General features: G+C 72.7%; 19 protein-coding genes. 7 read left to right on the top strand and 12 right to left on the bottom strand.

The features are described from left to right. The first annotated feature begins 36 nt into the window (after nt 1-36). Entirely contained in the window at nt 37-1536 is a 1500-nt protein-coding gene (locus FHX73_RS05515) for a hypothetical protein (RefSeq protein WP_246213364.1), read from the top strand. Nucleotides 1537-1609: 73 nt separating this feature from the next. Here the strand turns inward: FHX73_RS05515 and FHX73_RS05510 are convergent, their stop codons facing one another. From FHX73_RS05510 to FHX73_RS05470, 9 genes are all read right to left on the bottom strand, one after another. Further along, the gene (locus FHX73_RS05510) at nt 1610-2506 is read right to left on the bottom strand and encodes a CDP-alcohol phosphatidyltransferase family protein (protein WP_425461362.1); all 897 of its coding nucleotides are present in this window, start codon (nt 2504-2506) and stop codon (nt 1610-1612) included. Beyond that, a complete protein-coding gene (locus tag FHX73_RS05505; protein ID WP_145903732.1) occupies nt 2493-3185 on the bottom strand; it encodes a phosphatidylserine decarboxylase in 693 nt (230 codons plus the stop codon). Before FHX73_RS05505 ends, FHX73_RS05510 begins: the two co-directional genes overlap by 14 nt. Before the next feature lie 298 nt (nt 3186-3483). Continuing rightward, a complete protein-coding gene (locus tag FHX73_RS05500) occupies nt 3484-4686 on the bottom strand; it encodes an acyl-CoA dehydrogenase family protein (protein ID WP_145903730.1) in 1203 nt (400 codons plus the stop codon). A gap of 126 nt (nt 4687-4812) precedes the next feature. After that, nucleotides 4813-5322 carry a MaoC family dehydratase gene (locus FHX73_RS05495; protein ID WP_145903728.1) on the bottom strand — a complete coding sequence of 170 codons (510 nt, stop codon included), beginning with the start codon at nt 5320-5322 and terminating at the stop codon, nt 4813-4815. 3 nt (nt 5323-5325) lie between these two features. After that, nucleotides 5326-6288, bottom strand: a complete 963-nt coding sequence (locus tag FHX73_RS05490) for an HpcH/HpaI aldolase/citrate lyase family protein (RefSeq protein ID WP_145903726.1) — start codon at nt 6286-6288, stop codon at nt 5326-5328. Further along, nucleotides 6285-8321, bottom strand: coding sequence for a protein meaA (locus FHX73_RS05485; protein WP_145903723.1), 2037 nt, complete (start codon nt 8319-8321; stop codon nt 6285-6287). Before FHX73_RS05485 ends, FHX73_RS05490 begins: the two co-directional genes overlap by 4 nt. Nucleotide 8322: 1 nt before the next feature. After that, complete coding sequence (ccrA, locus tag FHX73_RS05480) at nt 8323-9660, bottom strand: crotonyl-CoA carboxylase/reductase (RefSeq protein WP_145903721.1); 1338 nt, start codon at nt 9658-9660, stop codon at nt 8323-8325. 335 nt (nt 9661-9995) lie between these two features. After that, the gene (locus FHX73_RS05475) at nt 9996-10895 is read right to left on the bottom strand and encodes a TetR family transcriptional regulator (RefSeq protein WP_145903719.1); all 900 of its coding nucleotides are present in this window, start codon (nt 10893-10895) and stop codon (nt 9996-9998) included. 182 nt (nt 10896-11077) lie between these two features. Next, nucleotides 11078-12883 carry a 3-hydroxyacyl-CoA dehydrogenase family protein gene (locus FHX73_RS05470; protein WP_145903717.1) on the bottom strand — a complete coding sequence of 602 codons (1806 nt, stop codon included), beginning with the start codon at nt 12881-12883 and terminating at the stop codon, nt 11078-11080. Nucleotides 12884-13398: 515 nt separating this feature from the next. Here FHX73_RS05470 and FHX73_RS05465 point away from each other — a divergent pair. From FHX73_RS05465 to FHX73_RS05445, 5 genes are all read left to right on the top strand, one after another. Continuing rightward, on the top strand, nt 13399-14847 hold the full coding sequence (locus FHX73_RS05465; RefSeq protein ID WP_145903715.1) for a type I glutamate--ammonia ligase: 1449 nt from the start codon (nt 13399-13401) through the stop codon (nt 14845-14847). Between the two features lie 129 nt (nt 14848-14976). Next, a complete protein-coding gene (locus FHX73_RS05460; protein WP_170304856.1) occupies nt 14977-15432 on the top strand; it encodes a hypothetical protein in 456 nt (151 codons plus the stop codon). Nucleotides 15433-15518: 86 nt separating this feature from the next. Further along, nucleotides 15519-16325 (top strand): hypothetical protein, encoded by an 807-nt coding sequence (locus FHX73_RS05455; RefSeq protein ID WP_145903713.1) that lies wholly within the window; start codon nt 15519-15521, stop codon nt 16323-16325. Between the two features lie 420 nt (nt 16326-16745). Continuing rightward, on the top strand, nt 16746-17486 hold the full coding sequence (locus FHX73_RS05450) for a hypothetical protein (RefSeq protein ID WP_145903711.1): 741 nt from the start codon (nt 16746-16748) through the stop codon (nt 17484-17486). A 23-nt stretch (nt 17487-17509) separates the two neighbouring features. Beyond that, nucleotides 17510-18355 carry a hypothetical protein gene (locus tag FHX73_RS05445; protein ID WP_145903710.1) on the top strand — a complete coding sequence of 282 codons (846 nt, stop codon included), beginning with the start codon at nt 17510-17512 and terminating at the stop codon, nt 18353-18355. On the opposite strand, the gene FHX73_RS05440 is transcribed toward FHX73_RS05445, so the two are convergent. Beyond that, nucleotides 18343-18822 carry a hypothetical protein gene (locus FHX73_RS05440; protein WP_145903708.1) on the bottom strand — a complete coding sequence of 160 codons (480 nt, stop codon included), beginning with the start codon at nt 18820-18822 and terminating at the stop codon, nt 18343-18345. The genes FHX73_RS05445 and FHX73_RS05440 overlap by 13 nt on opposite strands. 197 nt (nt 18823-19019) lie before the next feature. Between FHX73_RS05440 and FHX73_RS05435 the strand changes: the two genes are divergently transcribed. After that, on the top strand, nt 19020-20249 hold the full coding sequence (locus FHX73_RS05435; RefSeq protein ID WP_246213363.1) for a UDP-N-acetylglucosamine--N-acetylmuramyl-(pentapeptide) pyrophosphoryl-undecaprenol N-acetylglucosamine transferase: 1230 nt from the start codon (nt 19020-19022) through the stop codon (nt 20247-20249). A gap of 13 nt (nt 20250-20262) precedes the next feature. Here FHX73_RS05435 and FHX73_RS05430 read toward each other — a convergent pair whose 3' ends face one another. Then, on the bottom strand, nt 20263-21069 hold the full coding sequence (locus FHX73_RS05430) for an AfsR/SARP family transcriptional regulator (RefSeq protein WP_145903707.1): 807 nt from the start codon (nt 21067-21069) through the stop codon (nt 20263-20265). Nucleotides 21070-21392: 323 nt separating this feature from the next. Beyond that, on the bottom strand, nt 21393-22772 hold the full coding sequence (locus FHX73_RS05425) for a cytochrome P450 (protein ID WP_145903704.1): 1380 nt from the start codon (nt 22770-22772) through the stop codon (nt 21393-21395). Nucleotides 22773-22835: the final 63 nt, after the last annotated feature.

Raw genomic sequence — 22835 nt, 5'->3', positions numbered from 1 at the left:
TGACAACCGCCCCTTACACGGGGAAGACTGCACGGCGTGACGTCTCGGAACCCGCGCGACCGTGATGCCCCGCTCCCGCCGACCACGGGCACCGGCGCGACGGTGACCCGTCTGCCCGGTACGGCCCGCCGGGTCGATGCGGCGCAGCCGGGCCGTTCCGCCAGCCGCCGACGCACCCCCAAGCCGGGTCCAGGCCGCGGCCGGGTCCCGGTGCCGGAGGGCTTCCCCGGTCCCGCCGAGCTCGCCCCGCTGGCCCGCCGGATGCTCACCGACGCGGTGCGGATCGCCCGCTGGGCCGGCGAGCTGGAGACGGTGGACAAGCGCGGCGAACTGCTCCCGCAGGACGCCCGGGCGGCCGGCCGGGCCCTGGCCATGACCGTCGGGGCGGCCGCCAAGGCCTGGGGGCAGGCCCTGCTGGTCGGCCTGGTCGAACCCCGGGACGGCGGCGCCGCCCCCGGCTGGCGGCTGCACGCCTGGGAGCACGACGACGAGGCGGTGCTGCGCGGCTGGGCCGCGCTGTTCGACGCCTGGACCCTGCTCGCCCCGGTCCCGCCCGCCGCCCTGCGCGGCGTCTTCGCGGTGCTCGCCGGGCAGGCCGTCGACCAGGCCCCGCAGCTGCTCTCCTTCCTCCACCTCGTCGACGGCCCGGTGGTCGAGAACGAGCTGATGGAGCTGCTCCGCCGCGGCCTGGACGAACGGCGGCACGGCGGCAGCGACTTCGCCTCGCTCTCCCCGGTGCCGCACGCCGCCTCCGCCGTCTCGGCCGTCCGCGGCACCTGCCGGGAGCCCCAGGTGGACGCCCCGCCGGCGCCCTCCGACGTGGCCGCGGTGCTCGACTGGATGCTCGACGGCCTGGCCGCCGTCGGCGCCGTGCAGCGGCACGACAGCGCCGCCGAGCTCTCGCCGCTCGGCCACTGGGCGGTGCGGGCCAAGCTGGAGGAGATCTGCACCGTCGCGCAGACCGCCGCCGGCCACATCGAGCAGAGCGCCCTGGAACTGCTGGACGCCTGCGCCAACTACTCGCCCGGCCCGGCCCGCGCCGAGTACCGCGCCTGGGTCGCCGCCCGGCCGGTGGACCGCGCCGTCGCCGAACTCCTGGAGGTGGCCCGCGGCGAGGACGCGCTGCTGCGCGGGCTCGCCTTCGAGGCGCTGCGGGTGGCCGGCGGCACCGCCGAGCAGGCGGTCCGGGCGGCCGTCGACGAGGCCGTGCTGCGGCCCTACGCGCTGCTCTGGCTGGCCGAGCAGCTGGACGAGGGCGGGGTGGTCCCGTCCGACGTGCTGAGCGCCGAGGACGCCGCCTGGCTCTGGGTGGACACCGCCGCCGCCGTGCTCGACCACGGCGAGGTCGAGCTGCTGGTCGGCCACGTGGAGGGGGCCAGCGCCGGCGACCCGGTGCGGCTGTTCGCCCGTGCCCGGCAGTCCGGCCACGCCCGGGCCGCCTCGGTGCTCACCGCGGTCAGCTCGGTGCACCCCGACCCGGCCGTCGCGCGGGCGGCCCGCCGCTCCGCGTTCAGCGTGCACAACGGCGGCGCCTGAGCGTCCGTCAGCTGGTCATGCGGAAGGGCCCCGGAACCGTGGTTCCGGGGCCCTTCGCGGTGTCTGGCGTCGGTCAGCAGTCGCGGGCGCTGGCCCGGCGGGCCCGCACGTCGCCGACCTTCTGGCCCACCTTGCGGCGGATCACCAGCATCGGGGCGGTGGCCGCCAGCGCGATCTGGGCGAAGGCGCCGATGTGCATCAGCACGTCGCCACCGGGCAGGCCGGCCGCCCAGGCGGCCAGGCAGCCGATCGAGACCACGATCCAGCCCAGCGTGGCGGTCGCCAGCAGGCCCTGCGGCTTCGGGTACTCGACCTGGCTGACCATCAGGTAGGCCACGCCGAAGATGGCCAGCAGGCCGGCCAGGAACGGCGGGTCGAGCAGCACGATGGCGATCACCGTCATGGCGCCCATCGGGCACGGCATGCCCTGGAACACCCCGGGGCGCATCTTCACCGCGGAGAACCGGGCCAGCCGCAGCACCACCGCGAGCAGCACGGTCAGCGCGATGAAGGCGGACAGTCCCTGGTTGGTGCCGGGGGAGACGATCCCCCAGACCGCGACGAAGTAGGCCGGCGCGATGCCGAAGCTGATCAGGTCGGCCAGGTTGTCCAGCTCCGCACCGAGCGCCGAGGAGCGCAGCTTGCGGGCCACCAGGCCGTCGAAGAGGTCGCACATGGCGCCGAGCAGCAGCAGGGTCACCGCGGTGGCCGCACCGTGCCGCACCACGCCGCCACCGCCGCCGTTCCCGGTGATGTGCGGGATCAGCATGTTGGTGGTGACGGAGTAGATCGCGAGGAAACCGCAGACCGCGTTGCCCAGGGTCAGGAAGTCGGCGGTGGAGAGCGCCTGCGGCGGGCGCGGCGCCCGCAGTTCGCGGTCGCGCGCCCAGCGGCGCCGACGCAGCTCGGTCTCCTCCGAGTCGTCATCATCGCCGAGGCCGACCAGGGTCTCGGGATCAGTCACGGTCAAGGCGTGTCACCCCCGCCGTCGTCTTCTGGCCGACCGTGACGCCGACCTCGACGCCGGCCGGGAGGTAGGTGTCGACGCGGGAGCCGAAGCGGATCAGGCCGATCCGCTCGCCCTGCTCGACCTTGGTGCCGGCCGGGACGTACGGCACGATGCGGCGCGCCACGGCGCCCGCGATCTGCACCATCTCGATGTCGCCCAGCTCGGTCTCGAAGTGCCAGACCACCCGCTCGTTGCGGTCGCTGTCCTTGTTGAAGGCCGGCACGAAGCCGCCCGCGATGTGCTCGACCGAGGTCACCGTGCCGGGCAGCGGCGCGCGGTTGACGTGCACGTTGAGCGGGCTCATGAAGATCGCGACCCGGGTCCGGCCGTCCGGCCAGGCATCGATGCTCTGCACCACGCCGTCGGCCGGCGAGATCACTCTGCCGGCGCCGATCTCACGCTCCGGGTCGCGGAAGAACCACAGCATGCCCGCGCTGAGCGCGCAGGCCGGGACCGCAGCCAGGGCCCACTTGCCGTTCCGCCGGCTGAGGGCGGTGGTCAGGGCCGCGGTGGCCAGGGTCGGGACGAACCAGGGAGTGGCTCCGCGCGCGATGGTCACGCGAGGACGCCGGCCTGCCGACTCGGGAGCGAAGGGATCGCGCTCAGTGACGGAGGAGTGAGGGGACGGGCTGATGGGCATCGAAGACCTTTGTCGCGGGGGATCATGGCCGCTGGAGTGGGCCACCGCGGGATCGGGTGATAAGGGGACAGCTGCTGTCCCGGTGGATGCTATCGGGAGCAGGTGGTGGGTGGGCAACCCGCCTGCTCGTTCAACTGCCTCATGCCGTGCCGGAGTGCACGCGCTACGTGTACGACCGTAGCCGCCGTCCTGCCGGTTCCCCAAGGGTTCGGCGAAGGTCAGTGAGTCTTGTCTCAGCTCCGCGGGCCGGGCCGCTGAGACGGTCGGACCGGGGCCCCCGGCGGGGCCCCGGCCGGGCTCACTGGGCGATCTTGTACTCCTCCAGCAGACGCCGTCCCACGATCATCTTCTGGATCTCCGCCGTGCCTTCACCGATCAGCAGCATCGGGGCCTCCCGGTAGAGCCGCTCGATCTCGTACTCCTTGGAGAAGCCGTAGCCGCCGTGGATCCGGAAGGCGTCCTCCACGACCTCCTTGCAGTACTCGGAGGCCAGGTACTTGGCCATGCCGGCCTCCAGGTCGTTGCGCTCGCCGCTGTCCTTCTTGCGGGCGGCCATCACCATCATCTGGTGCGCGGCCTCGACCTTGGTGGCCATCTCGGCCAGCTTGAACTGGATCGCCTGGTGCTCGGCGATCTTCTTGCCGAAGGTGGTGCGCTGCTGGGCGTAGGAGATGCCCAGCTCGAAGGCCCGGCGGGCGACCCCGCAGCCGCGGGCGGCCACGTTGACCCGGCCCACCTCGACGCCGTCCATCATCTGGTAGAAGCCCTTGCCCGGGACGCCGCCGAGGATCCGGTCGGCCGGGATCCGGACGTCCTGGAGCACCAGTTCGGTGGTGTCGACGCCCTTGTAGCCCATCTTCTCGATCTTGCCGGGCACGGTGAGGCCCGGGACGGTCGGGTTCGCGCCGAACCCGGGGGTCTTCTCGATCAGGAAGGTGGTCATGTTCTTGTACGGGGTGCTGCCGCCCTCGTCGGTCTTGCACAGCACCGCGACCAGGGTCGAGGTGCCGCCGTTGGTCAGCCACATCTTCTGGCCGTTCAGGACGTAGTAGTCGCCGTCCTTGACGCCCTTGGTGGAGATCGCGGCCACGTCGGAGCCCAGCGCCGGCTCGGACATCGAGAAGGCGCCGCGGATCTCACCGGCCGCCATCTTCGGCAGGAAGTAGTCCTTCTGCTCCTGGGTGCCGTGCGCGTTGATCATGTGGGCGACGATGAAGTGGGTGTTGACGATCCCGGAGACCGACATCCAGCCGCGGGCGATCTCCTCCACCACCAGGGCGTAGGTGAGCAGCGACTCGCCGAGGCCGCCGTACTCCTCGGGGATGGTCAGCCCGAACAGGCCGAGCTGCTTCATCCCCTCGACGATCGCGGTCGGGTACTCGTCCTTGTGCTCCAGCTCGGTGGCGACCGGGATGATCTCCTTGTCGACGAACTCCCGCACGGTGGCGAGGATGTCCCGCTGGATCTCGGTGAGGCCGTCGGTCTGTGCGAGGCGTCCCATCGTGCGGCTCCAAAGTCTGTCTGCTGAGGGTGGGGGTCGGGGCCCCGCGGAGCGTGGTCTTCCGCGGGGCCCCTGGCCGGAGGTGTGGGCGATGACGGCGCCCGCCCCCGGGGGTCTGTCGGGCCGTCAGCCCCGCGGCTGCGGCTCGGGGCGGGCCGGCTGCTCGCCGCCGCGCGCCTCGATGTAGGTCGCGGTCGGCACCATCACCTTGCGGCGGAAGAGGCAGACGACCGTGCCGTCCTGCTTGTAGCCGGTGGTCTCGACGTAGACGATGCCGCGGTCGTCCTTGGACTTGGACGGCCACTTGTCGAGCACCTTGGTCTCGCCGTAGATGGTGTCGCCGTGGAAGGTCGGCGCCACGTGGCGCAGCGACTCGATCTCCAGGTTGGCGATCGCCTTGCCGGAGACGTCCGGCACGGACATGCCCAGCAGCAGCGAGTAGACGTAGTTGCCCACCACCACGTTCTTCTTGAAGTCCGTGGTGTTCTCCGCATAGTTGGTGTCCATGTGGAGCGGGTGGTGGTTCATGGTCAGCAGGCAGAAGAGGTGGTCGTCGTACTCGGTGACCGTCTTGCCGGGCCAGTGCTTGTAGACCGCGCCGACCTCGAACTCCTCGTAGGTGCGTCCGAACTGCATGGCTCAGGCCTCCGGGGCTTCGAACTTGGAGGTGCGGGTGAAGCCGGCCGCGCGGCCCTTGCCGGCGATCACCAGCGCCATCTTGCGGGAGGCCTCGTCGATCATCTCGTCGCCGAGCATCGCCGAGCCCTTGAAGCCGCCGGCCTCCGAGGTGGCCCAGGTGTAGGCGTCCAGGATCAGCTCGGCGTGGTCGTAGTCCTCCTGGGAGGGGGAGAAGACCTCGTTGGCGATGCCGACCTGGTCCGGGTGCAGCACCCACTTGCCGTCGAAGCCCAGCGCGGCGGCCCGGCCGGCCACCTCGCGGAAGCCGTCGGGGTTGCGGATCTGCAGGTAGGGGCCGTCGATCGCCTGCAGGTCGTTGGCCCGGGCGGCCATCAGGATGCGCATCAGGATGTAGTGGTAGGCGTCGGCCGGGTAGCCGGGCGGCTGCTCGCCGACCACCAGCGACTTCATGTTGATCGAGGCCATGAAGTCGGCCGGGCCGAAGATGATGGTCTCCAGCCGGGGCGAGGCGGCGGCGATCGCGTCGACGTTGACCAGGCCCTTGGCGTTCTCGATCTGCGCCTCGATGCCGATCTTGCCGACCTCCAGGCCGACCGTCTTCTCGATCTGGGTGAGCAGCAGGTCCAGCGCCTTCACCTGCTCGGCGTCCTGCACCTTGGGCAGCATGATGCAGTCCAGGTTCTGGCCCGCGCCCTCGACCACCGTGATGACGTCGCGGTAGGTCCAGTGGGTGGTCCAGTCGTTGACCCGGACCACCTTGGTCTTGTTGCCCCAGTCGCCGTTGTTCAGCGCGTCCACGATGTGGTGCCGGGCGCTCTCCTTGACCAGCGGGGCGCAGGCGTCCTCCAGGTCGAGGAAGACCTGGTCGGCCGGCAGGCCCTGGGCCTTCTCCAGGAAGCGCGGGTTGCTGCCCGGCACGGCGAGGCAGGAGCGGCGGGGGCGCAGGCGGTTCACCGAAGTCATGCGAGGGTCTCTTCCTTGATCGATTCGCCGAGGATGGGGGCGAGGTGGTTGGCCAGCCGGATCTCCTCGACGATCCTGCCGATGATGGTCGTGATGCCGAAGTCCTTCGGGGTGAAGACGGCGGCGACACCGGCGGCCTTCAGGGCCTCGGCGTCCGCTGCGGGGATGATGCCACCGACGATCACCGGCACATCCTCCACCCCGGCGCGGCGCAGCCGCTGCAGGACGTCCGGAACCAGCTCCGGGTGCGCACCGGAGAGGATCGACAGCCCCACGCAGTGCACGTCCTCCGCCACGGCGGCCGAGACGATCTGTTCCGGCGTCAGCCGGATGCCCTGGTAGACCACCTCGAAGCCGGCGTCCCGGGCCCGCACCGCGATCTGCTCGGCGCCGTTGGAGTGGCCGTCCAGGCCCGGCTTGCCGACCAGCAGGCGCAGCTTGCCGGTGCCCAGCTCCGCGGCGGTGGCGGCCACCGCCGCGCGCACCCGCTCCAGTTCGCCGCCGGGCTCGGCGGCCACCGCGACGGGCGCGCCGCCCACCCCGGTGGGGGCCCGGTACTCGCCGAACACCTCGCGCAGCGCGAAGGACCACTCGCCGGTGGTCACGCCGGCCCGGGCGCAGGCCAGGGTGGCGGCCATCAGGTTCTCGGTGGTCCCGGCGACCCGCTTGAGCTCGGCCAGCGCCGCCTGGGCGGCGGCCTCGTCGCGGTCGGCCTTCCAGAGCTTCAGGCCGTTCAGCACGGCCTGCTCGCTGGCCGGGTCCACCACCATGATCGCGGTGTCCAGGTCGGCGGTGAGCGGGCTCTCCTCGGTGGTGTCGAAGCAGTTCACCCCGACGATCTTGTCCTCGCCGGCCTCGATCCGGGCCCGCCGCTCGGCGTGCGAGGCGACCAGCGCGGACTTCAGGTAGCCGGACTCGACGGCCGCGACCACTCCGCCCTGCTCCAGCACCTTGGCGATCTCCGCCTCGGCGCCGGCCAGCAGTTCGGCGGTCTTGCCCTCGATCACGGGTGACCCGTTGAAGATGTCGCCGTACTCCAGCAGGTCCGACTCGTAGGCCAGCACCTGCTGGATCCGCAGCGACCACTGCTGGTCCCAGGGCCGGGGCAGGCCCAGCGCCTCGTTCCAGGCGGGCAGTTGCACGGCGCGGGCCCGGGCGTCCTTGGAGAGGGTGACGGCCAGCATCTCCAGCACGATCCGCTGGACGTTGTTCTCCGGCTGGGCCTCGGTCAGGCCCAGCGAGTTGACCTGCACGCCGTAGCGGAACCGGCGCTGCTTGGGGTCCTGGATGCCGTAGCGCTCCAGGGTGACCTTCTCCCAGAGCTGCCCGAAGGCGCGCAGCTTGCACATCTCCTCGACGAACCGGACGCCCGCGTTCACGAAGAAGGAGATCCGGCCGACCACCTCGCCCATCCGCTCGGCCGGCACCTGGCCGGAGTCGCGCACCGCGTCCAGCACCGCGATCGCCGTGCACATCGCGAAGGCGATCTCCTGGACCGGCGTGGCCCCGGCCTCCTGCAGGTGGTAGCTGCAGATGTTGATCGGGTTCCACTTGGGGATGTTGCCGACGGTGTAGGCGATCATGTCGGTGATCAGCCGCACCGAGGGGCCGGGCGGGAAGACGTGCGTCCCGCGCGACAGGTACTCCTTGATGATGTCGTTCTGGGTGGTGCCGGTGAGCTTGGCGACGTCCGCGCCCTGCTCCTCGGCGACCGACTGGTAGAGCGCCAGCAGCCACATCGCGGTGGCGTTGATGGTCATCGAGGTGTTGGTCAGTTCGAGCGGGATGCCGTCGAACAGGGTGCGCATGTCGCCGATGTGCCCGACCGGCACGCCGACCCGGCCGACCTCGCCGCGGGCCAGCACGTGGTCCGAGTCGTAGCCGGTCTGGGTGGGCAGGTCGAAGGCGACCGAGAGGCCGGTCTGACCCTTCGCCAGGTTGCGGCGGTAGAGCGCGTTGGAGTCCGCCGCGGTGGAGTGGCCGGCGTAGGTGCGCATCAACCAGGGGCGGTCTCGCTGCTGACGCTCTGTCATGTCAGACGTTCCTGAAGCGGTTGATGGCCTTCTCGTGCTTGGCGCGCAGCTCGTGGTCGCGCACGCCCAGGCCCTCCTGCGGGGCCAGGCAGAGCACGCCGACCTTGCCCTGGTGCTTGTTCTGGTGCACGTCCAGGGCGGCTTGGCCGGTCTGCTCCAGCGAGTAGACCTTGGAGACGGTCGGGTGGATCTTGCCCTTGGCGACCAGGCGGTTGGCCTCGTGCGCCTCGCGGTAGTTGGCGAAGTGCGAGCCGACGATCCGCTTGAGCGACATCCACAGGTAGCGGTTGTCGTACTGGTGCATGAAGCCCGAGGTGGAGGCGCAGGTGACGATGGTGCCGCCCTTGCGGGTCACGTAGACCGAGGCGCCGAAGGTCTCCCGGCCCGGGTGCTCGAAGACGATGTCCACGTCCTCGCCACCGGTGAACTCGCGGATCTTCCCGCCCAGGCGCTTCCACTCGCGCGGGTCCTGGTTGTGCTCGTCCTTCCAGAACCGGTATCCCTCGGCGCTGCGGTCGATGATCGCCTCGGCGCCCATCGCCCGGCAGATCTCCGCCTTCTGCGGGCTGGAGACCACGCAGATCGGGGTGGCGCCGCCGGCCAGCGCGTACTGGGTGGCGTACGAGCCGAGGCCGCCGCTGGCGCCCCAGATCAGCACGTTGTCGCCCTGCTTCATGCCCGCGCCGTTCTGGCTGACCAGCTGGCGGTAGGCGGTGGAGTTGACCAGTCCGGGGGAGGCGGCCTCCTCCCAGGTCAGGTGGGCCGGCTTGGGCAGCAGCTGGTTGCTCTTCACCAGGGCGATCTGGGCCAGGCCGCCGAAGTTGGTCTCGAAGCCCCAGATCCGCTGCTCCGGGTCCATCATCGTGTCGTTGTGCCCGTCCGGGCTCTCCAGCTCGACCGACAGGCAGTGCGCGACCACCTCGTCGCCCGGCTTCCAGGCGTTGACCCCGGCGCCGGTGCGCAGCACCACGCCGGCCAGGTCGGAGCCGAGCACGTGGTAGGGCAGGTCGTGGCGCTTGGTCAGCGGCGAGAGCCGGCCGTAGCGCTCCAGGAAGCCGAAGGTGGAGACCGGCTCGAAGATCGAGGACCAGACGGTGTTGTAGTTGACCGCGCTGGCCATCACGGCCACCAGGGCCTCGCCCGGGCCGAGTTCGGGCAGCGCCACGTCGTCCAGGTGGAGCGACTGGCGCGGGTCCTTGTCGCGGCTGGCCTGGCCGGCGAACATCTGCTCCTCGTCCTTGTGGAGCGTGACCGCCCGGTAGGACTCGGGGAGCTTGAGCGCGGCGAAGTCCGCGGACGTGCTGTCGGCGCTGAGGATCGCGTCGAGGATTTCCTTCATGGCTGCCTCCGAAGGCGTACCTGTGTGAGGGCGCACAGGGCGTCTGGGGGAGCCGGGAGCGGACACCGGCTTCGCAGTGGGACGTTGGGTGGGTTTGCTGGTGGTGCTGGCTCGTCCCCGGGGTGTGGGGACGCCTGACGACGGCGCGCCGAGGTGGGGAGCCGCGGCGCCGCGACTGGTGGGTAACAAGCTACTGGCACCCTGTGCCACTCGTAAAGACACTGCGTGCCATGATTTTTCGCGCCGCTCCCGGGCGCCGCGCGACTGTTTCCGGACAGCCGCAAGGCCCGCCGGGAAATCCCCGACGGGCCTTCTGACCTGCTGTTTCTTTGGTGCTACCGACTGAGGGCGGCGCGGATGCTGTCCAGCACCACGTCCAGCGGAGCGTCGGTCCGGGCCACTGTGATGAGTACCTCACCGCCCGGGGTGGCACTCAGTGCGCTCATCGTCTCCAGGTCACCGGTGCCCCCCATGGCACTGGGTGCCACAACAGTGCTGCGGCGTCGCACCCCGCTCGGCGGGGTCGCCCAGAAGGTGCCGCGGATCACCTCGAAGGAGTGGTCCAGCTGCGCCTCCACGTCCCCGTGCCCGCCGGCCCGCAGCCAGCGCCGCAGCACGTGGTTGTGGGCGGCGACCACCGCGGCCGCCGAGACCTCGGCCAGCATCGAGTCGTCGTCCCCGCCGTGCTGCCAGCCCGGCGGGATGGTGTCCGAGGCGTCGAAGCGGCCCAGCAGGTAGCGGGTGAACAGCCGCTCGTAGCGGGCCACCACGGCGATCTCCCGCTCGCGCAGCGCCGGGACCTGACGGATCAACTGGTAGCGGGCCACCGAGACGGCCGGGGTGGAGGCGTACATGTGCAGCACCTCCTTGATGCCCCGGCAGACCACGTCCAGCGGGTGCTCCTCCGGCTCGGCGCTGGCCAGCAGGTCGGCCACCCGGACCAGGGTGTCGTCGTGGTCCGGGAAGATCGCCTCCTCCTTGGAGCGGAAGTAGCGGAAGAAGGTCCGCCGGGCCACCCCGGCGGCCGCGGCGATCTGATCGACCGTCGTCTCCTCGTACCCCTGGGTGGCGAACAGGTCCATCGCCGCGGCGGCCAGGTCCTGGCGCATCTGCTGACGTTGCGCCGCCGCCCGGCGGCTGCCGGGCCCCTGATCGGCGGTGCGGGCCTCCGGCCCGACGGGCGCGGTCTGCCCGGCCCGCGCGGTCTGATCGGCGGATGTCTGTTCCCGGTCCATGCCCGGAACGCTACACGCCCCCCGGACCGGCGCCGATGCCGTTTGCGGCATCCTGCGCGCGACCGGTCGCACCGGTGCCCCCGCCATCGGCCGGACCGCCCCGGTCGCACCCCAGACCGGGCGCGGCGGACCGGCCGGCGGCAGCGGGGCCCGACGCGGCGCCCCGGCCGCCCCGGCCCCGGTCACCGGCGTGCGTGGTCGCGGAACCCGCGACCGGTCTTGCGGCCCAGGCAGCCGGCCGCCACCAGGTGCTCCAGCAGCGGTGCGGCGGCCAGGCCCGGCTCGCGGAACTCCTGGTGCAGCACCTGCTCGATGGTCAGCGAGACGTCCAGGCCGACCACGTCCAGCAGTTCGAACGGACCCATCGGGTAGCCGCAGCCGAGCTTCATCGCGGTGTCGATGTCGTCCACCGTGGCGTAGTGCTCGGCGAGCATCCGGACCGCGTCGTTCAAGTACGGGAAGAGCAGCGCGTTGACGATGAAGCCGGCCCGGTCGCCGCACTCCACCGGGTGCTTGCGCACCTTCGCGCACAACTCCAGCACGGTGGACGTGACCTGGGGGTCCGTCAGCACGGTGGAGACCACCTCGACCAGCTTCATGGCCGGCGCCGGGTTGAAGAAGTGCATGCCGATCACGTCCTGCGGGCGCGAGGTGGCGCTGGCGCAGCTGATCACCGGCAGGCTGGAGGTGGTGGTGGCGAGCACCGCGCCCGGCTTGACGATCTTGTCCAGGGCGGCGAACAGCTCGCGCTTGACCGCCAGGTCCTCGGCCACCGCCTCCAGCACCAGGTCCACCTGGGCCAGGTCGGCCTGCGAGCCGCTCGGGGTGACCAGCTCCAGCACCCGGTCCCGCTGCTCGGCGGTCAGCCGGCCCTTGGACACCGAGCGCTCCAGCGAACGGGCCAGCTGGGCCTTGGCCTTGTCGGCCTTCTCCTGGCTGCGGGCGACCAGCACCACCGGGTGGCCGGCCTTGGCGAAGACCTCGGCGATGCCGGTGGCCATGGTGCCCGAGCCGCAGACGCCGACGCCCTCGACGGTGCGCCCGGCCGGCCGCGCCGCCGCGGCGGCGCCCGGCTCCGCGACCACCTTGGAGGAGCCGGGGGCCTCGTAGCTGTAGAAGCCGCGGCCGGTCTTGCGGCCCAGCAGGCCGGCGGCGACCAGCTGGCCGAGGATCGGCGCGGGCGCGTGCAGCCGGTCCTTCGACTGCTCGTACATCGCCTCCAGCACGGTGCGCGCGGTGTCCAGGCCGATCAGGTCGAGCAGCGCCAACGGGCCCATCGGCAGGCCGCAGCCCAGCCGCATCGCCGCGTCGATGTCCTCCCGGGTGGCGTACCGCGACTCGTACATCGCGGCGGCCTGGTTCAGGTAGGCGAACAGCAGGCCGTTGACCACGAAACCGGCCCGGTCGCCGGCCGCCACCGGCTCCTTGCCCATGCCGCGGGCGAACGCGGCCGCCTGCTCGGCGACCTGGGGGCCCGTCAGCACCGTGCGGACCACCTCGACCAGCTTCATCGCGTGCACCGGGTTGAAGAAGTGCAGGCCCAGCACCCGTTCCGGGCGGGCGGTGGCGGCGGCGATCCGGGTCACCGAGAGCGAGGTGGTGCCGGTGGCCAGCACCGTCTGCGGCGGGCAGATCCGGTCCAGCTCGGCGAAGACCTCGCGCTTGAGCTCCAGCTGCTCGGGCAGCTCCTCCACCACCAGGTCGGCCGCCGCGGCGGCCGACAGCTCGGCGCCGACGGTGATCCGGGCGAGCAGCGCGGTGCGCTCCTCGGCGGTCAGCCGCTCGCGGGCCACGGCGTGCGCGGTGGCCTCCTCGATCCGGGCCAGCGCCCGGGTGGCGGCCGCGCCGTCCGCCTCGACGCCGATCACCGTGCGGCCGCTGCGGGCCACGGCGACGGCGATGCCGGCGCCCATGGTGCCGAGGCCGACCACGGCGACGGTGGGGAAGGGGGTGGGGTTCTCGGGGTTGGCGTTCTCGGGAGCCTGCATCGTTGCTGGTCCTTTCGGGGGTGGCCGCAGCACCCCCGGGCCCGAGGGCGGCGCGGGGGTGCGACGAGGCTGAGCGACGAGGGGCCGTGCTGACGGCGGGGTGCGCGCGGGGCGCGCAGGGGAGTGCGGTGGGGTGCGTCGGGTCCTGCGGGGGCGCGGGTACTGCGCGCTGCGGTGGCCAGTCCGCTCTGGCCGTGCCGCGAGTCGCGCGTGGGTGCGAGCCCCGATGACGGTGACGTGTGATGGTGCTGACCGGTCCGGTGCGGTGGATCACGCGTGGACCGTGGAAGCGGCACCCGGCCGCACGGTGGCCGCGCGGCACCCGCCGGTGCGGCTCCCGAAGCCCGGCGGTGGTGCGTGCGAGCACTGTAGCGAAGTTACTTCCAGGTAGGAAGGGGGCGCGGCCGAATTCGCGTCACCTGGTGTGATCAACTGATCGACCGTCAGTTTCAGGTTCCGGACTGCACTCCTGCGGGGAATGGTGTCCGGTGGTGGCCGCCGGGAGCATGTTTCGTATGAGCACCACCATCGCCGACCAGGACTCCTACGATCCGTTCGACCAGGCCCCGGCCGAGGAGCCGGTCGCCGAGCAGTTGCCGGCCGCCGACGCGCGCGCGGCCCGGGCCGCCCGGGCCCGGGTGGCCGCCGCCCGGCTCGGCGCGGAGGGCGTCGAGGGCGTGGTGGTCAGCTGGGTCGACAACGCCGGGCTGACCCGGGTCAAGGCCGTCCCGGTCCGGCGGCTGGAACACGCGGCCGCCTGGGGCGTCGGCGCCGCGCCCTGCTTCGACGTCTTCCTGGTCGACGACTCGATCACCACCAGCCGGCACATCGGTGGCCCGGTCGGCGACCTGCGGCTGGTCCCCGACCTCGGCCGGCTCACCCGGCTCGCCGCCCAGCCGGGCTGGGCCTGGGCCCCCGGCGACCGGCTCACCCAGGAGGGCACCGAGCACCCCGGCTGCCAGCGCCGGTTCGCCCGCCGGATGATCGCCGAGGCCCGGCGGCGCGGGCTCGAACTGCGCGCCGGCATCGAGGTGGAGTGGGTGGTCGCACTGGCCGGCCCGCCCGCCGAGCCGCCGGTCTACCCGACCCACGGCCCCGCCTACGGCTTCCACCGCCTCACCGACCTCTCCGACTACCTGCGCGACCTGCTCAGCGCGCTGGACCGGCAGGGCCTGGCCGTGCTCCAGCTCCACCCCGAGTACGCCACCGGCCAGTTCGAGGTCTCGATCGCCGCCGAGGACCCGCTCGGCGCCGCCGACTCCACCGTGCTGGTCCGCCAGACCGTCCGCGCCGTCGGCGTCCGGCACGGTCTGCGCACCTCCTTCGCCCCCGCCGTCGAGCCCGACGGCGTGGGCAACGGCGGCCACCTGCACCTCTCGCTCTGGCGGGACGGGCGCAACCTCGGCCAGGGCGGCCCCGGCCCGCACGGCCTCACCACCGAGGCCGAGTCCTTCCTGGCCGGCGTGCTCGCCGAACTCCCGGCCCTGCTCGCCCTCGGCGCCCCCAGCCCCGCCAGCTACCTGCGCCTGGTGCCGCAGCGCTGGGCCGGGGCCTACCAGTGCTGGGGCCGGGAGAACCGGGAGGCCGCGCTCCGCCTCATCCCCGGCCCGCCGGACGAGGGGCCCGGCAGCGCCAACGCCGAGCTCAAGTGCTTCGACGCCGCCGCCAACCCCTACCTGCTGATCGGCGGCGTGCTCGCCGTCGGCCTGACCGGCATCGCCGCCCGCCGCGCCCTGCCCGCCGAGGTCCTCGACGAGCCCTCCGAGCACCCGGGCCCCGCGATCCCCCGCCTCCCCGCCACCCTCGCCACCGCCCTCGCCGAGTACCGCACCTCCACCCTGCTGCGCGAGGCCCTCGGCGACCCGCTCTACGAGGCCGTCTCCGCCGTCCGCCAGGCCGAGCTCGACCTGTTCGCCGAGCACACGCCGGAGGAGCTGGTGGCGGCGACCCGGTGGCGGTACTGAGGCGGTACTGGGTCCATCGCGTCGCAGCGGAGGCGGAGCCAGGCGTGCGCCGCACGCCGACCGGTACTCGGGTGGCTGCTTTCATTGGGTGGCCCTGGGGTGGGGTGCACCGGTGGAAGGGGTGGGCGGATGGACATCGAACTGCGGCGCGCATGCGTGGTGGCGCTCGGGGAGCTCGGGCGGGGTGGTGACTACCGGGACCGGGCCGATGCGGGGCAGGCCCTGGCCGCGTTCGCCGAAGTGCCCGAGGCGGCTGGGGTGTTGGGGGAGCTCCTGCTTGATGTGGGCGACACGTTCGTGACCCTGGCGACCGCTCGCGCGCTGCTCCGGCGCGGGGATCGGTGTGGGTTGGCGTTGGTGGCGGCGGCGCTGGCGGCTGCCGATTGGAGCCGCGGGGAGTGGATCCACACGGCGGTGACCGAGGTGTTCGGCATCTTCGCCGAGCAGCACGACCAGGCGGTGCGGTTGTGCGAAGAGTTGGCCGGGGAGGCGGATGACAGCGTGTCGGCGGGCGCCCGGGAGCTGCTCGACATGCTCGCCGGGATCGACCCGGTGCTCCGTCCGGATACCCGGTCCGGTGGCTGACGAGACACGTGGGACTCACGTTGCTCGTGTGACGTCTGATCAATAGATTGGATCTTCACAGCCCAATCACCCGGGGGACCCTGACCATGCATAAGCTCCTCGCCCGCCGCCTCGCCGGTGCCGCGCTCGCCCTCACCCTCGCCGGTGCGCCGGCCCTGCTGGCCGCGCCGGCGGCGCAGGCGGATGCGGTTCCCGTCACCGCGCCGGCCGGGATTCCCAGCTTCAACGACATCCTGCGCGGGGTGGAGGTGGACTGGGCCGAGCAGCACTGGGCGGACACGGCGTGGAACGACGCGACGCCGGTGGCGTTCGGCGCCGACCAGCCGAACTACCAGTGCGCGGAGTACGTGGCGCGCGCCCTGGCGGCGGCCGGGCTGGTGCCGGGCCTGGGTCCGGACGACCCGCAGAACGACTACTTCACCTACGTCGCGCCCAACGGCAAGACCTACGACCTGCTGCTGATCACCGATCTGCCGCAGTACCACAACCTGTACGACTACCTGATGGACAGCCACCTGGGCACGGACGTGGGCGACCACCCCGAGCTGGCGCGCCCGGGCGACGTCGTCGTCACCTACGGCGGGCCCAACGGTGCCAAGACCCACACCGGGCTGGTGGCCACCGCGCAGGACGGGACCAACGAGCCGACCGTGGACGCCCACAACCGGGCCCGCAGCCACTACGGCTACCACTACTACGCGCCGTCGCACCTGGTCCAGATCAACCCGCTCGGCCTGCTCGACGGCTTCGCCGATGCGGCCGCCCCCGCGCCGAGCGCCGCCGCCCCGGCTCCCGCCGCGAACCCGCTCTCCCGGCTGGCCCGTCCGGCCGCGCCGAAGGCTCCGGCCGCGCCCGGTGGCGTGGTGACCGGACCGTTCGGCCCGCAGGTCTGATCCGGCCGAGAACAATCGGGGCGCAGCCGGGCGGAACCGCCGGGCGGCGCCCCGAGGCGTTCTGCCGGGGGGACGGCCTGATGAGGGCGCGCCACTTGACTGTTGGTCAGGGGCCGCGGCGGCGGGGGCGTTGTGCACTACACGGGCCTGGCCATGGTCATGGTGGCTGGTGCGAGCCTGCGCTGGTTGGCACCTGGGTCCGCTGCGTCGTTCTGGACCTTCGTTGCGGCCGACCTACTGCGCCCGTCCCGCCACGGGCAAGGAGATGCAGCCGGCCGGCCTCTGGATCTGAGCCGCTCGCCTGCTGGCCGTCCGAGCAGGACATTGCCCGGTCGTTACCTCCGGCTGATCACATGGGCGTGCTGACCGATGATCGACGAGAGAAGTACCGGGGTGGGCATGACGGGACGGATGAGACCCGTGCGCGATGCGCTGCGCGTGGTCGGGGGGAACAAGCGGCTGCTGGTGCTGCCGCTGCCGGCGGCCGTCGGGTTGGCCGGGCCGACGGCGGGGGCGATCGCGCTGGAGCTGGCGGTGCCGAGCGGGACTTGGGTGCGCGCCGCGGTCGGGGTGGGCAACGTCCTGGTGCTGTCGGTGCTGGGCGCCTACTTCAGCGCCGTGCTGATCCACGCGGCCGACGACGCGCTGAGCGGCCGCCCGGTGCGGCTCGGCTCGGCCTACCGCCGGGCCGCGCGGCAGTGGCGGGTGCTGCTGCGGTGGGGGTTGCTGGGACTGCTGGTGAACGTGGCGCTGCAGATGTTCCGGCGGGCGCTGGGCAGTCTGCTCGGCGAGCTGGCCGCCACGTTGCTCGGTGAACTGCTGGGCGCGCTCTGGGCGGTGGGGAGTTACCTGGTGCTGCCGGCGATGGTGCTCGACGGCGTCGGGATCCGCGAGGCGACCCGCCGCTCCACCCGGGCGCTCGCGGAGAGCGGCGGGACGGTGCTGCGCGCCCGGTGGATCTTCGCGGTGCCGGTGCTGCTCGCGCTGCTGCCCGCGCTGGCGCTGACCGTGCTGGCCGTCGAGGCCGGCGACTGGCCGCTCACGATCGCCGTGCTCTGCGCCGCCCTCGTGCTGGTGGCCGGCACGGCCATGCTCGGTGCCACCGTCTCCGGGGTCCTGCGGGTGCGGCTGTACCGCGCGACCGCAGTCGCCGCGGCGTGATCCGTGATCGATAGGCTGTGCGAGTGAGCGATCGTGGGGTCTCGGACGACCAGTGGGCCGAGTTCGTCAATAACCACCGGGTGATGAGCGGTCTGGCGGAACCCGGGCAGCCGGCGGCCGGGCCGCCGGCCGGGCCCGTGCGGCGGGTGCAGCGGAAGGCGGTGCTGGCGGCCGTCGGCGCGGTGCTCGCGATCGGCGGGCTGACGGCGTACGGGATGCTGGCGAGCCCGAAGCACGAGGCCTCGCCGCTGCAGGCGAACCGGCCCGCTCCGCGGAGCACGGGCTCCCCGCACCCCTCGGCCGCGCCGGCCGGGTTGGGCTTCTTCCTGCCGCAGTTCGGCGGGTACACGCTGGTCGCGGACAAGGCGCTGCCGAGTTGCGTCGAGCGTGACACCACCGGCCCCACGCTGGCCGGGCTGCTGACCCAGAGCGCGGGCTGCACGGAGCTGGACATCGCGCTCTACCGGGACCAGGCGGGCGACCAGTTCAACCTGGCGCTGTTCCGGATGAAGGACCCGACCGACTGCCCGCACATCATCGACGCCCTGGCCTCGGACCCGACCGACTACGAGGTGGGCGCCGAGGTGCCGCCGGACTCCTCCGGGCTGCGCACCCTGCCCGCGGACAGCGGCATGGTGCAGGCCTTCGAGAGTTACGGCACCTCGCTGATGGTCGGCCTCGGGCAGTGGGCGGACGGCCACAGCGGCGACTTCAACACGCTGGAGGACAAGACGCACCTGCTGGTGGGCGACGTGATGCGCCAACTCGGCGCCCCGGTCGCGCCGGACCCCAGCACTGCGCCCAGCACTGCGCCCAGCGCTGCACCCAGTGCCGGAGCGGGCGGCGGCGGGCCGGTTCAGTCCGTCTGACGAATCGCCTGACGCCTCGTCAGTTCCCTTGCGGCGTACGCGCAGGCCACCGCCGCCGTGAGCGAGAGGTAGGCCGGCGCCGCGTAGCTCAGCGGTGCGGCGACGGCGAAGCCGAGCGTGCCCGTGGTCACGGCGGCGCCCAGGGCCGGCCGGCGGCGCCGGTGGCGCCGCCAGAAGCGCGCCAGCCAGCCGAGCGCCACCACCGGCAGCGCGAACCGGATCGGCCCGCGCATCGTCGCGGGGTCACGGGCCAGCAGGTCGGTGTGGCCGTCCGCGAGGCAGAGCACCCCGTAGGCCAGCATCAGCACGCCGAAGACGAGGCCGATCAAGCCGATCGCCCGGTCCGTCCGGTTGCCCCGGCCCTCGCGGCCGGTGACCATCATCGAGCCCAGGGCGAGGAAGAAGCCGCCCAGGCAGACGTTGAACACCGCGAGGCCGGCCCCGCTCCCGCCGCCCACCCACTGCACGCCTACTCCTCCAGCCCTTCCAGCCCCTCCGGCACATCCGGCACCGCAGCAGACAGCTAAGCAGTCCCGTCGGTTCCCCGGAAGAGTGGACTGTCTGATTCTCGGATTGACGCCCACCCCGGCCCACCTGGGTCGGACCCGCCGGTCCCGTTCCGGGCCGTCCACCGGGACCCGGTGCGGGGCCGCACAATGCGACGGTGCCTGATGGACGGATCGAACCCGAGGACCCGCAGCGCCCGTTCCGACTGGTCGTCACCGGCGGTGGGACCGGCGGCCACACCTACCCCGCGCTGACCGCCGTGCGCGCCCTGCAGGCCCGGCTGGCCGAGGACGGCCGGGCGCTCGAAGCGCTCTGGGTCGGCACCGCGGGCGGCCTGGAGTCCCGGGTGGCCGCCGCCGAGCAGATCCCGTTCGCCGCCGTCAGCACCGGCAAGGTGCGCCGCAGCGGCAACCCGCTGAAGCTGGTCTCGCCCGCCAACGTGCGGGACATGGGCCGGGTGCCGCTCGGCGTCGCGCAGGCCCGTGCGCTGGTCGCCCAGGCGCGGCCGGACGTGGTGCTGGCCACCGGCGGCTACGTGGCCGTGCCGATCGGCCTGGCCGCCCGGATGTGCCGGCGGCCGCTGGTGGTGCACGAGCAGACCGTCCGGCTCGGCCTGGCCAACCACGTGCTGGCCCGGGCCGCCACCCGCTTCGCGGTCTCCGCCGAGTCCACCCTGCACTACCTGCCCGAGGCGGCCCGGGCGAACGCCGTGGTCACCGGCAACCCGGTGCGGCCCGAGGTGCTGCTGGGGGAGCCGGAGCGGGCGGTCTCGGCGCTCGGTCTCTACGGCTTCGACCGCCGCCTGCCCACCGTCTACGTCACCGGCGGGGCCCAGGGCTCGCAGCAGATCAACGGGCTGATCGCCGACCTGCTGCCCTGGCTGCTCAGCCGGGCCAACGTGGTGCACCAGTGCGGCCCGGTGCACGAGCCCGCGCTGCGGCAGCAAGCGGCCGCGCTCGGGCGGGAGTTGGGTGAGCGCTACCTGGTGACCGGCTACGTCGGCGCGGAGCTGCCGGACGTGCTCGCGCTGGCCGACCTGGTGGTCTCGCGCAGCGGCGCCGGCACCATCGCCGAGCTCACCGCGCTGGGCAAGGCGGCCGTGCTGGTCCCGCTGGCCACGGCGGCGGGCAACGAGCAGGCGCACAACGCCCGCCACCTGGAGGCCACCGGCGCGGCCGTCGCCCTGATCGACGCCCCCTCGGCCGCCCGGCTGCGTGAGGCGCTCACCCCGCTGCTCGACGACCCGGCCCGCCGCACCGCGATGGCCGCCCGCTCCCGCGCCCACGGCCGGCCGGACGCGGCGGAGCGGTTGGTCGACGTCCTGCTGTCGGCGGCGTCGAGCGGCCTGCACCCCGTCGCGGCGCCCGGCGCGCCCGCCGCCCACTGAAGGGCGGCGGCGCTCAGAGGGTGCCCGCCTCCTCGCCGAGGATCTGGTGGTGCAGTTCGCGCAGCCGGGCCCCGGGCTCCAGGCCCAGCTGGCGGACCAGCCGGCGGCGCAGCGACTGGAACACGTCCAGGGCCTGCGGCCTGCGGCCGGAGAGCCAGAGGGCCTGCATGAAGAAGCCGTGCACGTTCTCCTGGAGCGGCTGCAGCAGGGTGAGGCCGGCCAGCTCGCCGAGCAGCTCGGCGTGCCGGCCGAGCCGCAGGTCCGCTTCGAGCCGTTGCTCCAGCACCCGTTGGCGCTCCTCCTTCAACCGGGTGTGGTGGATCCGCAGCATCGGGCCGAGCCGGGTGTCCTCCAGGAACTCCCCGCGCCACACCTCCAGCGCCCGGCGCAGCGCGTCGGCCGCGGCGGCGTTCTGCCCGGCGGCCAGGGCTTGGCGCCCCTGCTCCGCCAGGGTGTCGAAGCTGGCGGTGTCGATCAGGTCCACCGGGGTGCGCAGCTGGTAGCCGCGGCCGGACATGACCAGGACCGGGTCGGCGGCGCCCTGGGGTTCGGCCCCCTGGGGTCCGGCGCCCTGGGGTGACGAGGGGGCCGCGGCCCGCGCCAGCGGGCGGCGCAGCTGGGTGATGTAGGTCTGGATGGTGTTGAGCGCGCTCCGGGGCGGCTCCTGGTCCCACAGCTCGCAGGCCAGGTCGTCGACGGTGACGGTCTGGTTGACCCGTGCCGCCAGCAGTGCGAGGACCTGGCGCGGCTTGGGGGCCGAGGGAACGAGGTCGACGCTCCGGTGCCGGACCGTCAGCGGCCCGAGAATCCTGATCTCCATCGTTCCTCCTGAAGCGGTTGAAGTCGGACCGGGCCGGTGCAGGAGGTCGGTGAATTCGCCGATGCGGCGCCTCGGCCACCGCAGGACCGCTTTGTGCGGGGCTGGTGGGGAGTTCGTGGGAGAGACCGTCTTTCCAGGCGGATTCTTCGCCGTTCGGGCATGGAAAAGCCCGTCGCAGTCTCTGATGGTCCTTCAGTAATGCCGACTCGCAACTCAGTTGCTCCGTCCCCCGGGATTCGACCCTAACTCCTTCGCGCGGAGGCGATCAACCTCCGCCGTCGACCGGTGGTGCCCCGCGCGGCCGCGCGGCCCCACCGGTCCGGTCAGGCCACCCGCTCGGCGGTGCGCCCGCTGGTCCGCGAGCTGGGGATGGCGAGCACCTCGGTCACCGGGCGCAGCGAGATCGAGGAGTCGCCGTAGCGCAGGAAGTTGCCCGGCACCAGGGACAGCCGGAACCGCTGGTTGATCATCGCGACCATCATCCGCAGCTCCATCAGTGCCATCAGGTTGCCGATGCACATCCGCGCGCCCGCGCCGAACGGGATGTACGCCATCCGCGGCCGGGACTTGACCGCCTCCGGGGTGAACCGCCGGGGGTCGAAGGCCTCCGGGTTGTCCCAGTAGCGCGGGTTGCGGTGCGAGGCGAGCGGCGAGAGCAGCACCGAGGACTTCGCCGGGATGTGGTAGCCGCCGAGCTCGTCGGCCGCCACGGTGTCCCGGGGGTAGATCCAGATCGGCGGGTAGAGCCGCAGCGCCTCGTCGACCACGTTGCAGGTGTAGGGCAGCGAGTCCAGCTCCCCGGGCTCGGGGATCCGGCCGCCCAGGACCTGCTCCAGCTCGGCGTCCAGCTCCTCCTGCACCGACGGGTTCAGCAGGATCGAGACCAGGGTCCAGCAGAGCGCCACGGCGGTGGTCTCGTGCCCGGCCAGGTAGAGGGTGAGCATCTCGTCCCGCACCTGCTCGTCGGTCCACCCCCGGCCGGTCACCGGGTCCTTGGCGGCCTCGATCAGCGCCATCAGCGCGCCCTCGCCGGTGTCGGCGTGCTGCCGGCGGATCTCCTCGACCAGCCGGGTGAAGATCTGCCGGTCCCGCTTGATCAGCCGGTTGCGCTTGGTCGGCATCCACTCCGGGAGCATCTCGGAGACCGTGCCGTGCTTGAACATCACCTCGATCACGTTGTCCACGACCTCCTTGAGCACCCGGGACTGGGGCCGGATGTCGTAGCCGAACAGCGACCGGCTGAGCGTGACCAGGGTCAGCCGCAGCGTCTCGGTGACCAGGTCGACCGGCTGGCCGAGCCGCGCCTTCTCCTCCCAGCCGTCCAGCATCTCCTGGGTGGCCTGCACCACGTTGGGGCCGATCGCGGCCACCGCGCCGCGCAGGAAGACCGGTTGCATGGTGCGGCGGTGCGAGCGCCAGAGTTCGCCGTCGGTGGTCAGCAGGCCGTCGCCCATCACGGTGCGGAACTGCTCGTACAGGGTGCCGCGCACGTAGTTGGAGCTGTTGTCCTTGAGGACCCGCCCCACGGCGTCCGGCTCGGTGACCAGGTGCACGGTGACCGGGCCGAGTTGGAGCCGGCTGATCTCGCCGTGGTCGCGCTGGGTCTGCAGCAGGAACTCCGCGGTCCGGGCCTTCCACTGCGGCAGGCTGCCCAGCAGCGGTATCCCGCGCGGGCCGGGGGCCCGCCGTCCTTCGGTGGTCATGGTGGTGTCCCTCTCACGGGCGGTTCGTCACGGGCGGTTCGGCACAGGCGGTTTCGGTGGCTG

Origin of the sequence: Kitasatospora viridis (assembly GCF_007829815.1) — a bacterium.
Taxonomy (GTDB): domain Bacteria; phylum Actinomycetota; class Actinomycetes; order Streptomycetales; family Streptomycetaceae; genus Kitasatospora; species Kitasatospora viridis.
Note: the sequence above shows the minus strand (reverse complement) of the source record. Positions and strands in the feature narration are given on the sequence as shown.

Coding starts and splice junctions, on each gene's coding strand:
- FHX73_RS05505 (WP_145903732.1), bottom strand. CDS start 3,185: ATGCCCATCAGCCCGTCCCCTCACTCCTCCGTCACTGAGCGCGATCCC.
- FHX73_RS05500 (WP_145903730.1), bottom strand. CDS start 4,686: ATGGGACGCCTCGCACAGACCGACGGCCTCACCGAGATCCAGCGGGAC.
- FHX73_RS05495 (WP_145903728.1), bottom strand. CDS start 5,322: ATGCAGTTCGGACGCACCTACGAGGAGTTCGAGGTCGGCGCGGTCTAC.
- FHX73_RS05490 (WP_145903726.1), bottom strand. CDS start 6,288: ATGACTTCGGTGAACCGCCTGCGCCCCCGCCGCTCCTGCCTCGCCGTG.
- FHX73_RS05485 (WP_145903723.1), bottom strand. CDS start 8,321: ATGACAGAGCGTCAGCAGCGAGACCGCCCCTGGTTGATGCGCACCTAC.
- ccrA (WP_145903721.1), bottom strand. CDS start 9,660: ATGAAGGAAATCCTCGACGCGATCCTCAGCGCCGACAGCACGTCCGCG.
- FHX73_RS05475 (WP_145903719.1), bottom strand. CDS start 10,895: ATGGACCGGGAACAGACATCCGCCGATCAGACCGCGCGGGCCGGGCAG.
- FHX73_RS05470 (WP_145903717.1), bottom strand. CDS start 12,883: ATGCAGGCTCCCGAGAACGCCAACCCCGAGAACCCCACCCCCTTCCCC.
- FHX73_RS05465 (WP_145903715.1), top strand. CDS start 13,399: ATGAGCACCACCATCGCCGACCAGGACTCCTACGATCCGTTCGACCAG.
- FHX73_RS05460 (WP_170304856.1), top strand. CDS start 14,977: ATGGACATCGAACTGCGGCGCGCATGCGTGGTGGCGCTCGGGGAGCTC.
- FHX73_RS05455 (WP_145903713.1), top strand. CDS start 15,519: ATGCATAAGCTCCTCGCCCGCCGCCTCGCCGGTGCCGCGCTCGCCCTC.
- FHX73_RS05430 (WP_145903707.1), bottom strand. CDS start 21,069: ATGGAGATCAGGATTCTCGGGCCGCTGACGGTCCGGCACCGGAGCGTC.
- FHX73_RS05425 (WP_145903704.1), bottom strand. CDS start 22,772: ATGACCACCGAAGGACGGCGGGCCCCCGGCCCGCGCGGGATACCGCTG.